Origin of the sequence: Paraburkholderia sejongensis, from assembly GCF_020880815.1 — a bacterium.
Lineage (GTDB): Bacteria > Pseudomonadota > Gammaproteobacteria > Burkholderiales > Burkholderiaceae > Paraburkholderia > Paraburkholderia sejongensis.
On the sequence record NZ_JAJITD010000032.1, the window covers coordinates 1 to 13,989 of the forward strand.

Below are 13,989 nucleotides of genomic sequence, written 5' to 3' on the forward strand. Positions count from 1 at the left end.
TTATCGGCTGTTAGTTTTTAAAGATCGATTCGCTCAACGCGCTGCGCCATTACTTCAACTACCCGGCGCTGCTTCGTTTTGCGTCGCTGCGTCATCAGCGAAGAAGCGAGATTATGGAGATCCGAACACACACCGTCAAGCCCCTTCTGCATATTTTCTTTCGGCGGCATTGCCGACCACAACCCGGCATTGTTGTAAAGATCGAAAGCCCCTGAATAGATCGACGCCGAAGCCGGCCCGAAATACTTAGACATCCAATCTAATCCGCAAAGACGAAACATCATCCGTTACGGCTGCGCCCACAGGCGCTGCCGTTTCACGACCGCGCCCCAAATTAAAGTTTTATCCTCGGCGGCCGTCAATCAGATCATCCCGTTACTTATCCAAGCTGCCGACCATGGAACACTCCGTCGCGGAACACGTCGCGCAAATCCCGTCCGCCGCCGCGTCGGCGGCACTCGCACCGGATGCGGTGCCGGTCGGCACACCCCTTCCATGGCCGATCGTCGATGGCGACGGCACGCTGCTGTTCGAGCGCGGCACGGCCCTCGCGAGCGCCGACGAGCGCGCGTTCCTGTTCGAACACTTCCAGCCGCAGCGCGGCGATCTGCTCAATTCCGGTACGCCTCACCCGAGCGCATCGGCCATCGCGCCCGACTCCGCCGATCTGACCATCAAGGACATGCATCTCGAGATCGGCGCGTTGATCGGCATGCGCTCGCAACTCGGCAGCGGTGCACCGATGCATCCGTGCCGCATCATCGGCTTTGCGCCGAATCATGCGCTGTTCGTCACACCGCCGCTGCATCAAGGCCAGCCGTTGCCGCTCGCGCCCGGCGACAACGTCGAAGTCGTGGCGATCGCGATTCAGGCGGTGTTCCGCTTCGTCTGCACGGTCGAGGCGGTCTGCCGCCTGCCGTTCGACTACGTGGTGTTGTCGAGGCCGGGGGTGATCCGCCGGCTGCGCGAACGCAAATCGATCCGCGTCCATGCGCATCTCGCGGTGCGTTTCGGTATCGGCGAGACAGGCGATACGTACGACGGGCTCGGGCTTGCGCGCGGCGTCAGTGCGCTCGGCATGTCGCTGAGCGCGTCGTGGACGCTGGGCGAAGTCGGCGAGCGGCTGCGGGTTGCGTTCCGCGTGAAGTCGGCCGGTCATGATACGGAGATCCGGACCACCGCCGTGATCCGTAACGTGCAGAAAGGCAAGGCGCCCGGCGAAGCGACCACGCACGGGCTCGAACTGGATCAGCTCGACGCCACGCAACAAATGGCGATGAAAGTATTCGTGTTCGATCGACAGGAAGACGTGCAGTACTGGTCGAACGGTCTTAAATGATTGCCGGGGCCGCTCACACAGCTGAGCGGGAAACTCACACCACACACCGGTTGCCGCTCAGCCGATCAACTCCTCCGGCGTGATCCAGCGCGCGCCCCACGCGTTCGCCAGCGCTTCGCAACGGCCGAGCCGCAGCGCGCCGTGTTCGAAGTCGACGAACACCACTTCGTCCGCCGCAAGCGGCCTGGCGGGTTCGTCGCGAGTGCGGCCGTCGCTCAGAATCCACAGCCAGCGCTGCTGGGCCGGCCGTCTACGCGCGCTGCGTTCGAGCAGTTGCGTGGCGCGTCGCACCCCGGTGTCGAGCGGCGAGCCGCCGCCCGCGCCGACCGTTTCAAGCCAGCGCTCGTTCCACCAGCGCGGCACGGCTGGGCCGAAACGCACGTCGGCAGACGTGCCGCCGAAGCAGACCAGCGCAACTTCGGCACGCGCGGCGCCGGCACGGTCGAACAACGCGATCAGCAGGCCCTTCGCGAGTGCAAGCCGCCGGCCGCTGAGCATCGAGCCGGAGCAGTCGAGCACGAAGCAATGCAGCACGCCGCCGCGCGGCGTCTCGGCGATGAAGCGCAGATGCTCGCGACGCAGCGTGTCACCCCGCGTCGCGGCGAGCGTGCGCGGCCAGCCGATGCGTCTGCCCGCGGGCCCGCGCGAAACACCACGCGACGAACCTGCGCCCACGCCCTCCCGCCATCGAAAACCGCTGCGCGAGTCAGCGGCGGCGCCCTTCCGATGGCTCAGCGTTTTTTTGCGTCGAGCGGGATCACGCTTTTGACCGGCGTCGCCGCGGTCGGCTCGGGCGCGAGGTAACCCCAGTCGGTGTCGGTGGAAGTCTCGGGGGACGCGCCCGTCGCGTCCGCAGCGCCACCGCCATCTCGAGGCGGCCGCGCGTCGTTCTGCGGCTCGCGACGATTCGAAGGCGGCGCATCCTGCTGACGCCGCCGGTGCATCAACACCGCCTCGGCGACCCGCTCGACATGCCGCACAGTCACCGCATCCGCCTGTTCGAACGCGGCCAGCGCGCGCGCCGCGCGCAGCATCACGAGATCGGCGCGCAGGCCGTCCACGGCTGCCTCGATGCACAGTGCGCTCACCCGCGCGTGCACCGCGTCGTCGAGCGAGAGCAGCGGCAACGCCGCGCGCGCCGCGCGAATCCGCTCGACGTAGTCGGCCTGTTGCCGTGCATAAGCAGTCCGAAAGCCGGCTGGATCGTGGTCGAACGCGAGCCGCGCCTTGACGATCGCCTCGCGCATCCGCGGTTCGAACGCGTTCTGCAATTCGACCATCAGCCCGAAGCGATCGATCAATTGCGGCCGCAGCTCGCCTTCTTCCGGGTTCATCGTGCCGATCAGCACGAAGCTCGCGTCGTGGCTGTGCGATACGCCATCGCGCTCGACGGTATTCACGCCGCTTGCGGCCGCATCGAGCAACGCGTCGACCAATGCGTCGGGCAACAGATTGACTTCGTCGACATAGAGCACACCGCGATGCGCCTTCGCGAGCAGGCCCGGCGAGAAGCGCACGGAGCCGTCGCGCAGCACGGTTTCGAGATCGAGCGTGCCGATCAGGCGATCCTCGCTCGCGCCGAGCGGCAGATTCACCAGTTGCCCTTCCGGCAGCAGCTCGGCGAGCGCGCGCGCCGCGGTGGATTTGGCGGTGCCGCGCGGTCCGCTGATCAGCACGCCGCCCAGGCTCGGGTCGATTGCCGCGAGCAGCAACGCCTGCTGCAACGGTGTCTGCCCGATCAGCGCGGCGAATGGGAAAACCGGACGCGGGGCTGGCTTTGTGCCGGAAGGGGGCAAGCCGGCCGGAGCGGTCCAACTGCTCGCACCATTCGCATCGCCAACGCCATCGGATCTCACCGAACCGTTCGCGCTGCTCGAACCGCCCAAGCCATCCGCCCCTGCGCCCGCGCCAACTCCCGCACCCTCCACATCCCGCGTCGCGTCACTCATGTTCACCTTCCTTCGATCCGCTGTTCACTCGCGAGCAGATGCGTTTCCACCTGCGCGCGATAGTCGCCCGGTTGCTGCCACAGTCCACGCTGGATCGCCTCGAGCAGACGCTCGCAGACCGAATGCAGCGCGTGCGGATTGTGCCCCTGCATGAACTCGCGCGTGTCGGCGTCGTTCAGGTAAGCATCGGCGACGAGCGCGTACTGATGATCGGAGACCACCCGCGCGGTCGCGTCGTACCCATACAGATAATCGACCGTCGCGGCGATTTCGGCTGCGCCCTTGTAGCCGTGCCGCTTCACGCCGTCGAGCCACTTCGGATTGACCACCCGCGAGCGGATCACGCGCGCGATTTCCTCCTGCAGCGTGCGCACGCGCGGCGCGGCAGGATTGCTGTGGTCGGCGTGATAAACGCGCGGCTGCTCGCCGGCCAGATGCCGCACCGCCGCGACCATGCCGCCCTGGAACTGGTAGTAATCGTTCGAATCGAGCACGTCGTGCTCGCGGTTGTCCTGGTTTTGCAGCACCACGTCCAGCGCGGCGAGGCGCGTGCCGAACGCCTGGCGCGCTTCCTCGCCGGCGCTTTTCTGCGTGTACGCGTAACCGCCCCACGCCTGATACGCGTTCGCGAGATCGGCGTCGGTCTGCCATTGACGCGAGTCGATCATCTGCTGCAAACCCGCGCCGTACGCGCCGGGCCGCGCGCTGAACACGCGCCAGCCGGCGCGCTTGCGCGCCTCGGCGGCATCCATGCCGCGCGCGATCAGCGCATCGCGCTCGCGCAGCACCCGCGCGCGAATCGGATTGAGCTCGGCCGGCTCGTCGAGTTCGGCGACCGCCTGCACGGCCGCGTCGAACAGATGCATCACGTTCGCGAACGCATCGCGGAAAAAGCCCGACACGCGCAACGTGACGTCGATACGCGGCCGGTCGAACGCTTCGATCGGCATGATTTCGAAGTCCGTCACGCGATGGCTACCCGGCGCCCATTTCGGCCGCACGCCGAGCAGCGCGAGCGCCTGCGCGATATCGTCGCCGCCGGTGCGCATCGTCGCGGTGCCCCACACCGACAGGCCGATCGCGCGCGGATAGTCGCCGTGTTCCTGCAGATGCCGCTCGATCAGCTGCTGCGCCGATTTCACGCCGAGCGCCCACGCGGCCTGGGTCGGCACCGCGCGGGTGTCGACCGAATAGAAGTTGCGGCCGGTCGGCAGCACGTCGGGCCGGCCGCGCGACGGCGAGCCGCTCGGGCCCGGCGGCACGAACCGCCCTTCGAGGCCGCGCCTGAGTTGGGTCATTTCCTGCGGACCGCAGGCGTCGAGGCGCGGCAGCACGTCGTCGCGCAAACGGGCGAGGACCTGGTGCGCTTGCGGCAAGTCGCGTTCAAGCGCGCTTGCGGCTGGCAATGCGTTTGCCTCGTCATCCTCGCCGCCGCACACGCCGCGCAACAACGCGGCCGCCAGCAATTCCAACCGCTCGCGCGTATCCCCGTAATGCCGCCACGGGGCATCGCTGACCCGTTGCAGCAGGTCCGGCCGCGCATCGTCCCACGCCGCCGCCCAATCGACGCTCAACGGATCGAACAGATGATCGATCCGCAGATCGCGCGCCAGCGCATCGATCAAACCCGCGTGGCGCCCCTGTCCATCGCCGACCGGAAAGCGCCCGAGCGCGAGCAGCGTATCGCGCCGCTGCACGCCACGCGGCGACTGCCCGAACGTGTGCAGCCCGTCGCGAATCTGCGCTTCCTTCAGCTCGCACAGCCACGCGTCGACGCGCGTGAGCAGCACGTCCTCGTCGTCCTGTCCGTTGGGCGCCGCGAGACTGAGCTCCTCGTGCAGCCGATGCTCGACGATCGTCGCCAGAATCGTGCGCCGCAGCAGCTTCGCGCGGCGCGGATCGACCATCAACGCTTCGTAGTACTCGTCGACCTGGCGTTCGAGATCCTGCAACGGCCCGTAGTTCTCCGCGCGCGTGAGCGGCGGCATCAGGTGATCGACGATCACCGCCTGCGCGCGCCGCTTCGCCTGGCTGCCCTCGCCGGGGTCGTTGACGATGAACGGATACAGATGCGGCATCGGCCCGAGGATCAGATCGGGCCAGCACGCATCGCTCAACGCGACGCTCTTGCCGGGCAGCCATTCGAGATTGCCGTGTTTGCCGACATGCACGACCGCGTCGATGCCGAACTGATGACGCAGCCAGAAGTAAAACGCCAGATACGCATGCGGCGGCACCAGCTCCGCGTCGTGATAGCTCGCATAGTCGCCCTGCTCGCGCGAGCGCGACGGCTGGATGCCGACCAACACCTGGCCGCAGCGCCAGCCGGCGATCATGAAGCGTCCGCGGCGCAGCGTCGGATCCTGTTCGGGGCGGCCCCAGCGCGCGTTCAGCGCGTCGCGCACGGCGGCGGGCAACGCATTGAAATGCGCGAGATAGTCGTCGAGCGCGAGGCTTTGCAGCGCCGGGCGCAGATCGCGCACGGCCGGATCGTTGGTCACGCCAGCGGTGAGCCGCGCGAGCAGCGCGGCGCCGTCGTCCGGCAAATCGCCGAGCCGATAGCCTTCGTCGCGCAGCATCGCGAGAATGCCGACCACCGAAGCCGGCGTATCGAGCCCGACGCCGTTGCCGATGCGCCCTTCGCTCATCGGGTAGTTCGCGAGAATCAGCGCGAGCTTCTTGTCGGCGTTGCCTAGCGAACGCAGCCGGCACCAGCGGCGGCTCAGTTCGGCGAGAAAGCGCACCCGTTCGAGGTCCGGCTGATAACGCACCACGTCCACCTGGGTATGCGCGCAGCGATACGCGAGCCCCTTGAAGCTGATCGCGCGCGTGATGATGCGGCCGTCCACTTCCGGCAGCGCGATATGCATCGCGATGTCGCGCGAATTGAGGCCGTGGTTGTCCTTCAGCCAGTCCTCGCGATTGCCGCCGCTGAGGATCACCTGCAGCACCGGCGCGTCGCCGGCTAGCGCGAGCGGCTCGGGGTCGTCGATCGCGGAAGCGGCGAACGCGGTCGTGTTGAGCACCAGCGCGGCCCGATGCTGCTCGCACAGCGACTGCACGACTTCGCGGCTGACCGCGTCTTTCAGCGACGTGATCGCGAGCGGCAGCGGATTGAGCCCCTGTGCTTCGAGCGCGTCGATCAACGCATCGAACACGGCGGTGTTGGCCGCTTGCAGATGCGCCTTGTAGAACAGGATCGCGACGACCGGCGCGTGTTGCCGCCAGCGCGCCTGCCAGTCGGCGATGGTCGGCAGATCGCGCTGCGGATGATAGAGCGCCGCGGCCGGCAACGCGCGCGGCGGCTCGGGCTCACGGCCCCAGTCGAACGCCCGGTACGCAATACAGCGCAGAAACGCCTCGGCATTTTGCGGACCGCCTTCGCGCAGATAGCGCCACAACTGCTGACACAGCTCCGGGCTCGCGGTGCTGCGCGCGATCAGGTTCGGGTCTTCCTGCAAGTCGCCGGAAAACATCGCGAGCGTCTGGCCGTTGCGCTGCGCGAGCGCGACCACCTGCTCGATCCCGTACGGCCAGTAAGCTTCGCCGCCCAGATGATCGACCACCACGACGCGCGCGTGCCGCAACACGTCGTCGAGATAGAAGTCGACCGAGGCCGGCTGGCGCAGATAGGTGACGTTGGCGAGCCGCACGCTCGGAAAACCGTCGCCCAGACGCGGCACTACGCTCGCGAGCAGCGACAGCGTGGTGTCGGCGGAACTGAGCACGACGATATCGGCGGGCTGCTGATCGATGCGGATCACGCCCTGGGTATCGTCGACGAAACCGCCCGGCGTCGTGCGCAGCAGATGCATGTGCTGGGACCCTTTACTTCGCGGCGGCGGACGCGGCCGAGGCAGCGGTGCCCGCGCTCGACTGCAACGCCGCGTCGAACGCCTGTTGCAGGGCGCGTGCATCGAGGTCTTCGCCGATCAGCACGAAGCGGCTCGGATAGCCGTCGCCGCCTTCGCCGGCCTGCCAGCGGCGGTCGAAATAGCTGTCGAAGCGCCGCCCCACGCCTTGAATCACGAGCCGCATCGGCGCCCCGGGCAGTGCCGCGAAGCCTTTGACGCGGTAAATCGTGTGGTTTTCCACCAGCGTCTGCAACGCGGCGAGCACCGCTTCGCGCGAGCCTGCCTGCGTCTGCACGACGACCGAATCGAATTCGTCATGATGGTGGTCGGGATCGTCGGCCGAGCCGTGATGGTCGCGGCGCAGATGGATCGTTTCCTCCGACGCCGCTTCGAGACCGAGCAGCGTATGCAGATCGAGCTGCCCCTGCTGCGCGTGGACGATTTTCACCTGCGGCGGAATCTCGTCGCGAATCGCGGCTTCGACCGCGCGCTGCTGCGCGTCATCGATCAGATCGGTTTTATTCAGAATCACCAGATCGGCCGCCGACAACTGATCCTCGAACAGCTCGTGCAGCGGCGACTCGTGATCGAGATTCGGATCGGCCTTGCGCTGCGCATCGACGGCGACCGGGTTGTCGGCGAACTGGCCGCTCGCGGCCGCCGGACCGTCGACCACCGTGACCACCGCGTCGACCGTGAAGCCGTTGCGGATCTGCGGCCAGTTGAACGCCTGCACCAGCGGCTTGGGCAGCGCGAGCCCGGAAGTTTCGATCAGCACGTGATCGATCTCGCCGCGCCGCTCGGCGAGCTTTTCCATCACCGGGAAAAACTCTTCCTGCACGGTGCAGCACAGACAGCCGTTCGCCAGTTCATACAATTGCCCTTCGGTCTCGACGCCGTTTTCGTCGCAACCGATTCCGCAGCCCTTGAGGATTTCGCCGTCGATGCCGAGTTCGCCGAACTCGTTGACGATCACCGCGATGCGCTTGCCGTCCGCATGCTGGAGGATGTGCCGCAGCAGCGTGGTCTTGCCGCTGCCGAGAAAGCCCGTGACGATCGTGACGGGAGTCTTGCGCAATTGAGTTTGCATCGTGAGGTCCATCCGTAAGCGCTGCGCCGGCGGCCTGGAAGTTCGAGGGTGGTGCGGCGACGGCCGTCAACGCGCTGCGCGCGAGGCGAGTAGTCACACGAACCACGGGGACGAACGACGGCGTTGCGGCTGCAACGAGAACACAGAAAGCGGAAGTGAGGTCATGAACATGCCGCCGCATCCCCGCGGCGTACGTCCTGCATCTTCGGGCCGGTATCCGGGCTGGCGAAACAGCCGCTTCCCCTTCCCGGTCGAGTGATTTCCCGTCCAGTGGTGATATGCCGACGCGGCCTTGCGCGTGGACATCGAAGCCGGCTTCGCGGTGTCCGGCCATTCGACCGTTACCGCTTTTCGCTTACCGTTGCGGGGACAGCACAGGTTAGCCGCTCCAGAGCAGATGGCTCCCTGTTTCCCGTTTAACTGCCCGCGCACGAACGCGCGGGCGAGCACCCAAAGTGCGTGCGAGTGTAGGCGCGCGGGCTCGCCCAGTCAAGCAACGCGGGGCCGCCCAAACGCCGCCAGCCCTTATCCGGCGGGGCGCCGTGTGCTATCGTATGCGCGCGTTTGGTGCCCGCACATGCGTTCGCGTGTGCAGTTAAACGGGAAACAGGCCGCGCTTTTTTGCGCTCAACCTGTGCTGTCCCCGCAACGGTAAGCGACCTGCGACGCAAGCGCCGTTCCGGCCGCGTCGCGCATGCGTTTTTGATGCCACTGTCCTGAAGGACGCGCGTTCGCGCGAGTCCGCCAGCCGGGACGGGAAGGCAAAGCGCGTGAGGCCGCCAGCCCGGATACCGGCCAGACGCGGAGGCGGCGTCGCTTGCATCGCGTGTGATACGTGGATGCGCGCGGTTGCGTCGCCGGCCGCCGGAATCCGCGGGGAACGGATGTGAAGGCGTTCAAGCCCGGCATCGTGCGTGAGTCGCGTTGGCTGGTTCGTTCATCGCGAACCCGCCGGCACGCAACGCGCGGTGGACCGTACCCGGATTCGCAGTACCGCATGAGTTATTTCTTCACTGCCGCGCGCGCCGACGCGCGCAGGCTCTCTCCCTCCAGCACCGCATGGGCCGCCCCATGCCCGCCGCGATGACGCGCGCGTGGCTGATCGGCGCCGGTCCCGGCGACGTCGAACTGATGACGCTGAAGGCGACCCGCGCGCTCGGCGAGGCCGATGTCGTGCTGGTCGACGATCTCGTGAACCCCGATGTGCTGCAGTTCGCACGCGCCGATGCGCGGGTCGTGTACGTGGGCAAACGCGGCGGCCATCCCTCCACGCCGCAGGCCGAGATCGTCGCGCAAATGCTCGCTCATCTGCGCGCGGGGCGCAGCGTCGCGCGACTGAAAGGCGGCGATCCGTTCGTGTTCGGGCGCGGCGGCGAGGAACTGGAGGCGCTCGAAGCCGAAGGGATCCGCGTCGACGTGATCAACGGCATCACGGCCGGCATCGCCGCGCCGGCTACGCTCGGTATCGCGGTCACGCATCGCGAGCATGCGCAGGGCGTGGTGTTCGTGACCGGCCACGGCGCCGGCAGCGGCAAGCCTGACTGGGCCGCGCTGGTCGCGACCCGCATGACGCTCGTGATCTACATGGGCATGCGCCGGCTCGCCGAAATCACCGCCGCGCTGCTCGCGGCCGGCATGCACGCCGATACGCCGTGCGCGGCGATCGAAGCGGCGACGCGGCCCGAGCAGCGTCATGCGCTTGCGCCGCTCGGCGAGTTTGCCGATACGGTCGCCCGAAAGGGACTCGGCTCGCCGGCGATCGTGGTGATCGGCGGGGTCGCGTCGCTCGCGCTGGCGCGCGACGCGGCGCAGAGCAACAGCGAAACGCGCCACGCGCGACTCGACGATGCAGGCGATGCCGACGACACCGCGGTAGCCGAAGCACGACCGATCCCGTTGCCCGGATCGGCCACATCAGCCGCCGGTCGCACCGACTCCGCACAACGCGCAGGTTTGACGAAAACGCTGAGCGTCGGCATCGGTTGCCGATCGCATAGCACGGCCGCCGATATCGAAGCCGCCGTGCGCGCCGCGCTCGGCACTCATCCGTTCGCGCGGATCGCCGGCGTCGCCACGATCGGCAGCAAAGCCGACGAAGCCGGCCTGCTCGAATTCTGCGCACGCCACGCGCTGCCACTGCAACTGTTTACCCGCGAGCAGATCGCCGCGATCCCGGTGACGTCGCCGTCGGCGGCCGCGCACGCGCATCTGGGCGTTGACGGAGTCTGCGAGCCGTGCGCGCTGCTGGCGGCGAGCCACGCTGTGGCCAGCGCAAACGCTGCGAACACCGCGAATGTTGCGAACACCGCGAACGCCGCCAACCCGGCCACACCCGCATCTCACGCACTGTTGCTCGTGCCCAAGACCGTCCACGCCGGCATCACCGTCGCGATCGCCCGCGCGAGCAACGCTCCGCACGCTGACGCCGCCCCCCAATCCAGCGCCACCCGCCCGGCCCCTCCCAACCAGGACCCTCGATGAAAACCGATACCGAATCGCATCAACGCATGACCGAACGCCGCCGCGAAGGCCACGAAAAGAAGCAGGCGGCCGCGACCGTCGAAAAAGGCCTGCTGATCGTCAACACCGGCACCGGCAAGGGCAAGAGCACCGCCGCGTTCGGCATGGCCGTGCGCGTGCTCGGCCACGGCATGCGCCTGGGCGTCGTGCAGTTCATCAAGGGTGCGTTGCATACGTCGGAGCGCGATTTCCTCGGCGCAATCGCGCAGTGCGACTTCGTCACGATGGGCGACGGCTACACCTGGAACACGCAGAACCGCGACGCCGACATCGCGACCGCGCGCAAGGGCTGGGACGAGGCGCGGCGGATGATCGAAAGCGGCGACTACCAGATGGTGATCCTCGACGAGCTGAACACGGTCCTCAAATACGAGTACCTGCCGCTCGACGAAGTGCTCGCGGTGATCAACGCGCGCGCGCCGATGCTGCATGTGGTCGTGACCGGCCGCCATGCGCCCGACGCGCTGATCGAAGCCGCCGACCTCGTCACCGAAATGCGCGCGATCAAGCATCCATACCGCGAGCAGGGCGTGAAGGCGCAGCGCGGCGTGGAGTTCTGAGCGATGAGCGCGTGCCCCGCGCTGTTCATCAGCGCGCCCGCGTCGGGACAAGGCAAGACCACGATCACCGCCGGGCTCGCGCGCCATCATCGGCGGCTTGGCCGGCGCGTGCGGGTGTTCAAGACCGGTCCGGATTTTCTCGACCCGATGATTCTCGCGCGCGCGAGCGGCGCGCCGGTGCTGTCGCTCGATCTATGGATGGTCGGCGAAAGCGCGTGCCGCAATCTGCTCGCGCAGGCCGCGCGGGAGGCCGATCTGATCCTGATCGAAGGCGTGATGGGGCTGTTCGACGGCACGCCGAGCAGCGCCGATCTGGCGACCGCGTTAGGCGTGCCGGTGCTCGCGGTAATTTCGGCGCAGGCGATGGCGCAGACTTTCGGCGCGCTCGCGTTCGGCCTCGCGCGGTTTCAGCCGCAGTTGCCGTTTCATGGCGTGCTCGCAAACCGGGTCGGCTCCGCGCGGCATGCGCAGATGCTCGAAGAGTCGTTGACGCCCGAGTTGCGCTGGTGCGGCCACATTTGCGCGAGCGAAGAAATCACGCTGCCCGACCGCCATCTCGGCCTGCACCAGGCCGACGAAATCGCCGACCTCGAAACGCGCCTCGAACTCGCGGCCGACATACTCGCGGCCACCGCGCTGGCCGGCTTGCCGCCGCCGGTCGAGTTCGGCACGCCGATCCCCGAAGCGCTGCCGCCGCTGCTGGGGGGCAAACACATCGCGATCGCGCGCGATGCCGCGTTCTCGTTTATCTACCCGGCCAACCTCGCGCTGCTCGAAGCGCTCGGCGCGCGGCTCAGCTACTTCTCACCGCTGGCCGACGACCCGCTGCCCGCCGGGGCCGACGCGCTCTATCTGCCCGGAGGCTATCCCGAACTGCATGCTGCAGCGCTCGCGGGCAACGAAACCAGCGCCGCGTCGATCCGCGCCCACGTCGCAGCCGATAAACCGCTGGTCGCCGAATGCGGCGGCATGCTCTATCTGCTGGAAACACTGATCGACGCGCAAGGGACCCGCACACCGATGCTCGGCCTGCTGCCCGGTCACGCGACGATGCAAAAGCGCTTCACGTCGCTCGGCATGCAGCAGCTCGACGGCCTGCACGGCCCGCTGACCGGCCACACGTTTCACTACTCGAAGCTCGACACGCCGCTCGCGCCGCTGCGCTGGGCGAGCCGCGCGCACAGCGACGCGCCGGGCGAAGCGGTGTTTCGCGCCGGCTCGCTCGTGGCGACCTACATGCACGCTTACTGGCCCTCCAACCCGGCCTTCACGGCCGCCCTCTTTCATGGCGAAGCCTTTTGACGACTCCGAGCGCGACGCGGTCTATCGCGCGATTTACGAACGGCGCGACATGCGCCACTTCGTGCCCGATCCGGTCGACCCGGCCGTGTTGCGGCGGCTGCTCGACGCCGCGCATCATGCGCCGAGCGTCGGCTACATGCAGCCGTGGCGCATCGTGCGGATCACCGATACCGCTCTGCGCGCGGGCTTGTGCGAGATCGTCGAACGCGAACGGCTCGCGACCGCCGACGCGCTCGGCAAACGTCGCGACGAGTTCATGAAGCTGAAGGTGGAAGGCATGCGCGAATGCGCGGAGCTGCTGGTGATCGCGCTGATGGACGGGCGCGAGCGCCATATCTTCGGGCGCCGCACGCTGCCGGAGATGGATCTCGCGTCGGTAGCGTGCGCGATCCAGAACATGTGGCTCGCGGCGCGCGCGGAAGGGCTTGGGCTCGGCTGGGTATCGCTGTTCGACGTCGACGCGCTGCGCGAATTGCTGCGGATGCCGGAAGGCGCACGGCCGGTCGCGATTCTGTGCCTCGGGCACGTCGAACGCTTTTACGACGAACCGATGCTCGAAACCGAGCGCTGGGCAAGCCGTCTGCCGCTCGCTGACTGTGTGTTCGAGAACGGCTGGCCGCAGGCGGAACCGGAGCAGAAGTAGCGCGGCAGCGCGAGCGGCTGCGCCGTTCAGCCGTTCAGCCGTTCAGCCGTTCAGCCGTTCAGCCGCTCACCACTCAGCGCTGCAACGGCTTCATCGACTCGACGCTCGGCTCCCCGCTCGCCTTGTCGACACTGAGCTTCACGCGCCAGTCGCCAGGCGCCTCGAATGGCAGTTTCGCGAGCGCGGTCTTCATCAGCAGCGGCAGCGCATGCAGCGGATCCGCATCGCGATCGACGAATACCGCGTTGACCTTATAGCGTTGCGCACCACTGGCGGAATCGAAGAAGCGCAGCGTCAGCGCGTGCTGATACTGGTTGCCGAACAGCAACGCGCCGAGTCCGTCGCCGCCCTTGCCGCAGTCGGCCGGCGCACACTCGGCGCCGCCGATCCCGATGGACGCCCGCCGCGTGCTATACGCGATCGACACCACATAATGCGCGGGCTTGCCCGCGGTCTCGACGAAACCATGCCGCGCCAGTTCATCGCGCAGCAGCTGTTCGGCTCGCGGATGATCGGCGCTGTCTTCCTGCGGCTGGGTGCGCGCAATCGTATAGGTTTGCTCGCCTTGCAGCGCGGCCTCAGCGCCATCGGCGACGGAATGCACGTTGGCGCTCAGGCCCGCGCAGGCGGTCAGACTCGCCGCGGCCAGCGCGGCACACAGATAGGCGACTTTTGCCATTTTTTGTTTTCTCTCAAGTACATTGGGTACAGCCGGTACTGCGAAATACGTCT

The 13,989-nt window shown here is 67.5% G+C and carries 11 protein-coding genes and 2 riboswitches; of the genes, 5 read left to right on the top strand and 6 right to left on the bottom strand.

Features of this window, described 5'->3' with window-relative positions; all coding sequences use genetic code 11:
• Positions 1–17: 17 nt before the first annotated feature.
• Complete coding sequence (locus LJ656_RS33865) at positions 18–254, bottom strand: hypothetical protein (protein ID WP_230513792.1); 237 nt, start codon at positions 252–254, stop codon at positions 18–20.
• Between the two features lie 143 nt (positions 255–397).
• On the opposite strand from LJ656_RS33865, the gene LJ656_RS33870 reads away from it, so the two are divergent.
• The gene (locus tag LJ656_RS33870; protein ID WP_230513793.1) at positions 398–1,339 is read left to right on the top strand and encodes a flagellar brake protein; all 942 of its coding nucleotides are present in this window, start codon (positions 398–400) and stop codon (positions 1,337–1,339) included.
• A 57-nt stretch (positions 1,340–1,396) separates the two neighbouring features.
• On the opposite strand, the gene LJ656_RS33875 is transcribed toward LJ656_RS33870, so the two are convergent.
• From LJ656_RS33875 to cobW, 4 genes are read right to left on the bottom strand one after another with little or no spacing between them, the layout of a single operon-like run.
• Complete coding sequence (locus LJ656_RS33875) at positions 1,397–2,014, bottom strand: vWA domain-containing protein (RefSeq protein WP_230513794.1); 618 nt, start codon at positions 2,012–2,014, stop codon at positions 1,397–1,399.
• A 56-nt stretch (positions 2,015–2,070) separates the two neighbouring features.
• The gene (locus LJ656_RS33880) at positions 2,071–3,288 is read right to left on the bottom strand and encodes a magnesium chelatase ATPase subunit I (RefSeq protein ID WP_230513795.1); all 1,218 of its coding nucleotides are present in this window, start codon (positions 3,286–3,288) and stop codon (positions 2,071–2,073) included.
• Between the two features lie 2 nt (positions 3,289–3,290).
• Entirely contained in the window at positions 3,291–7,103 is a 3,813-nt protein-coding gene (cobN, locus tag LJ656_RS33885; protein WP_230513796.1) for a cobaltochelatase subunit CobN, read from the bottom strand.
• Positions 7,104–7,116: 13 nt separating this feature from the next.
• On the bottom strand, positions 7,117–8,232 hold the full coding sequence (gene cobW / locus LJ656_RS33890) for a cobalamin biosynthesis protein CobW (RefSeq protein WP_329958926.1): 1,116 nt from the start codon (positions 8,230–8,232) through the stop codon (positions 7,117–7,119).
• 191 nt (positions 8,233–8,423) lie between these two features.
• Positions 8,424–8,700: riboswitch (cobalamin riboswitch) on the bottom strand.
• Positions 8,701–8,780: 80 nt separating this feature from the next.
• Positions 8,781–9,046: riboswitch (cobalamin riboswitch) on the top strand.
• Between the two features lie 257 nt (positions 9,047–9,303).
• Between cobW and cobA the strand changes: the two genes are divergently transcribed.
• Genes cobA through bluB form a run of 4 tightly spaced genes read left to right on the top strand, consistent with a single transcriptional unit; the run spans position 9,304 to position 13,257 of the window.
• Positions 9,304–10,713, top strand: a complete 1,410-nt coding sequence (gene cobA / locus LJ656_RS33895; protein ID WP_425606072.1) for a uroporphyrinogen-III C-methyltransferase — start codon at positions 9,304–9,306, stop codon at positions 10,711–10,713.
• Complete coding sequence (cobO, locus tag LJ656_RS33900; protein ID WP_075304016.1) at positions 10,710–11,312, top strand: cob(I)yrinic acid a,c-diamide adenosyltransferase; 603 nt, start codon at positions 10,710–10,712, stop codon at positions 11,310–11,312. The genes cobA and cobO overlap by 4 nt, the downstream gene beginning before the upstream one ends.
• 3 nt (positions 11,313–11,315) lie before the next feature.
• On the top strand, positions 11,316–12,614 hold the full coding sequence (locus tag LJ656_RS33905) for a cobyrinic acid a,c-diamide synthase CobB (protein ID WP_230513799.1): 1,299 nt from the start codon (positions 11,316–11,318) through the stop codon (positions 12,612–12,614).
• Complete coding sequence (bluB, locus tag LJ656_RS33910) at positions 12,598–13,257, top strand: 5,6-dimethylbenzimidazole synthase (protein WP_230513800.1); 660 nt, start codon at positions 12,598–12,600, stop codon at positions 13,255–13,257. The genes LJ656_RS33905 and bluB overlap by 17 nt, the downstream gene beginning before the upstream one ends.
• Before the next feature lie 73 nt (positions 13,258–13,330).
• On the opposite strand, the gene LJ656_RS33915 is transcribed toward bluB, so the two are convergent.
• Positions 13,331–13,936, bottom strand: coding sequence for a DUF4136 domain-containing protein (locus tag LJ656_RS33915; RefSeq protein ID WP_230513801.1), 606 nt, complete (start codon positions 13,934–13,936; stop codon positions 13,331–13,333).
• Positions 13,937–13,989 lie beyond the last annotated feature (53 nt).

Coding starts and splice junctions, on each gene's coding strand:
- LJ656_RS33865 (WP_230513792.1), bottom strand. CDS start 254: ATGTCTAAGTATTTCGGGCCGGCTTCGGCGTCGATCTATTCAGGGGCT.
- LJ656_RS33870 (WP_230513793.1), top strand. CDS start 398: ATGGAACACTCCGTCGCGGAACACGTCGCGCAAATCCCGTCCGCCGCC.
- LJ656_RS33880 (WP_230513795.1), bottom strand. CDS start 3,288: ATGAGTGACGCGACGCGGGATGTGGAGGGTGCGGGAGTTGGCGCGGGC.
- cobN (WP_230513796.1), bottom strand. CDS start 7,103: ATGCATCTGCTGCGCACGACGCCGGGCGGTTTCGTCGACGATACCCAG.
- cobW (WP_329958926.1), bottom strand. CDS start 8,232: ATGCAAACTCAATTGCGCAAGACTCCCGTCACGATCGTCACGGGCTTT.
- cobA (WP_425606072.1), top strand. CDS start 9,304: ATGCCCGCCGCGATGACGCGCGCGTGGCTGATCGGCGCCGGTCCCGGC.
- cobO (WP_075304016.1), top strand. CDS start 10,710: ATGAAAACCGATACCGAATCGCATCAACGCATGACCGAACGCCGCCGC.
- LJ656_RS33905 (WP_230513799.1), top strand. CDS start 11,316: ATGAGCGCGTGCCCCGCGCTGTTCATCAGCGCGCCCGCGTCGGGACAA.
- bluB (WP_230513800.1), top strand. CDS start 12,598: ATGGCGAAGCCTTTTGACGACTCCGAGCGCGACGCGGTCTATCGCGCG.
- LJ656_RS33915 (WP_230513801.1), bottom strand. CDS start 13,936: ATGGCAAAAGTCGCCTATCTGTGTGCCGCGCTGGCCGCGGCGAGTCTG.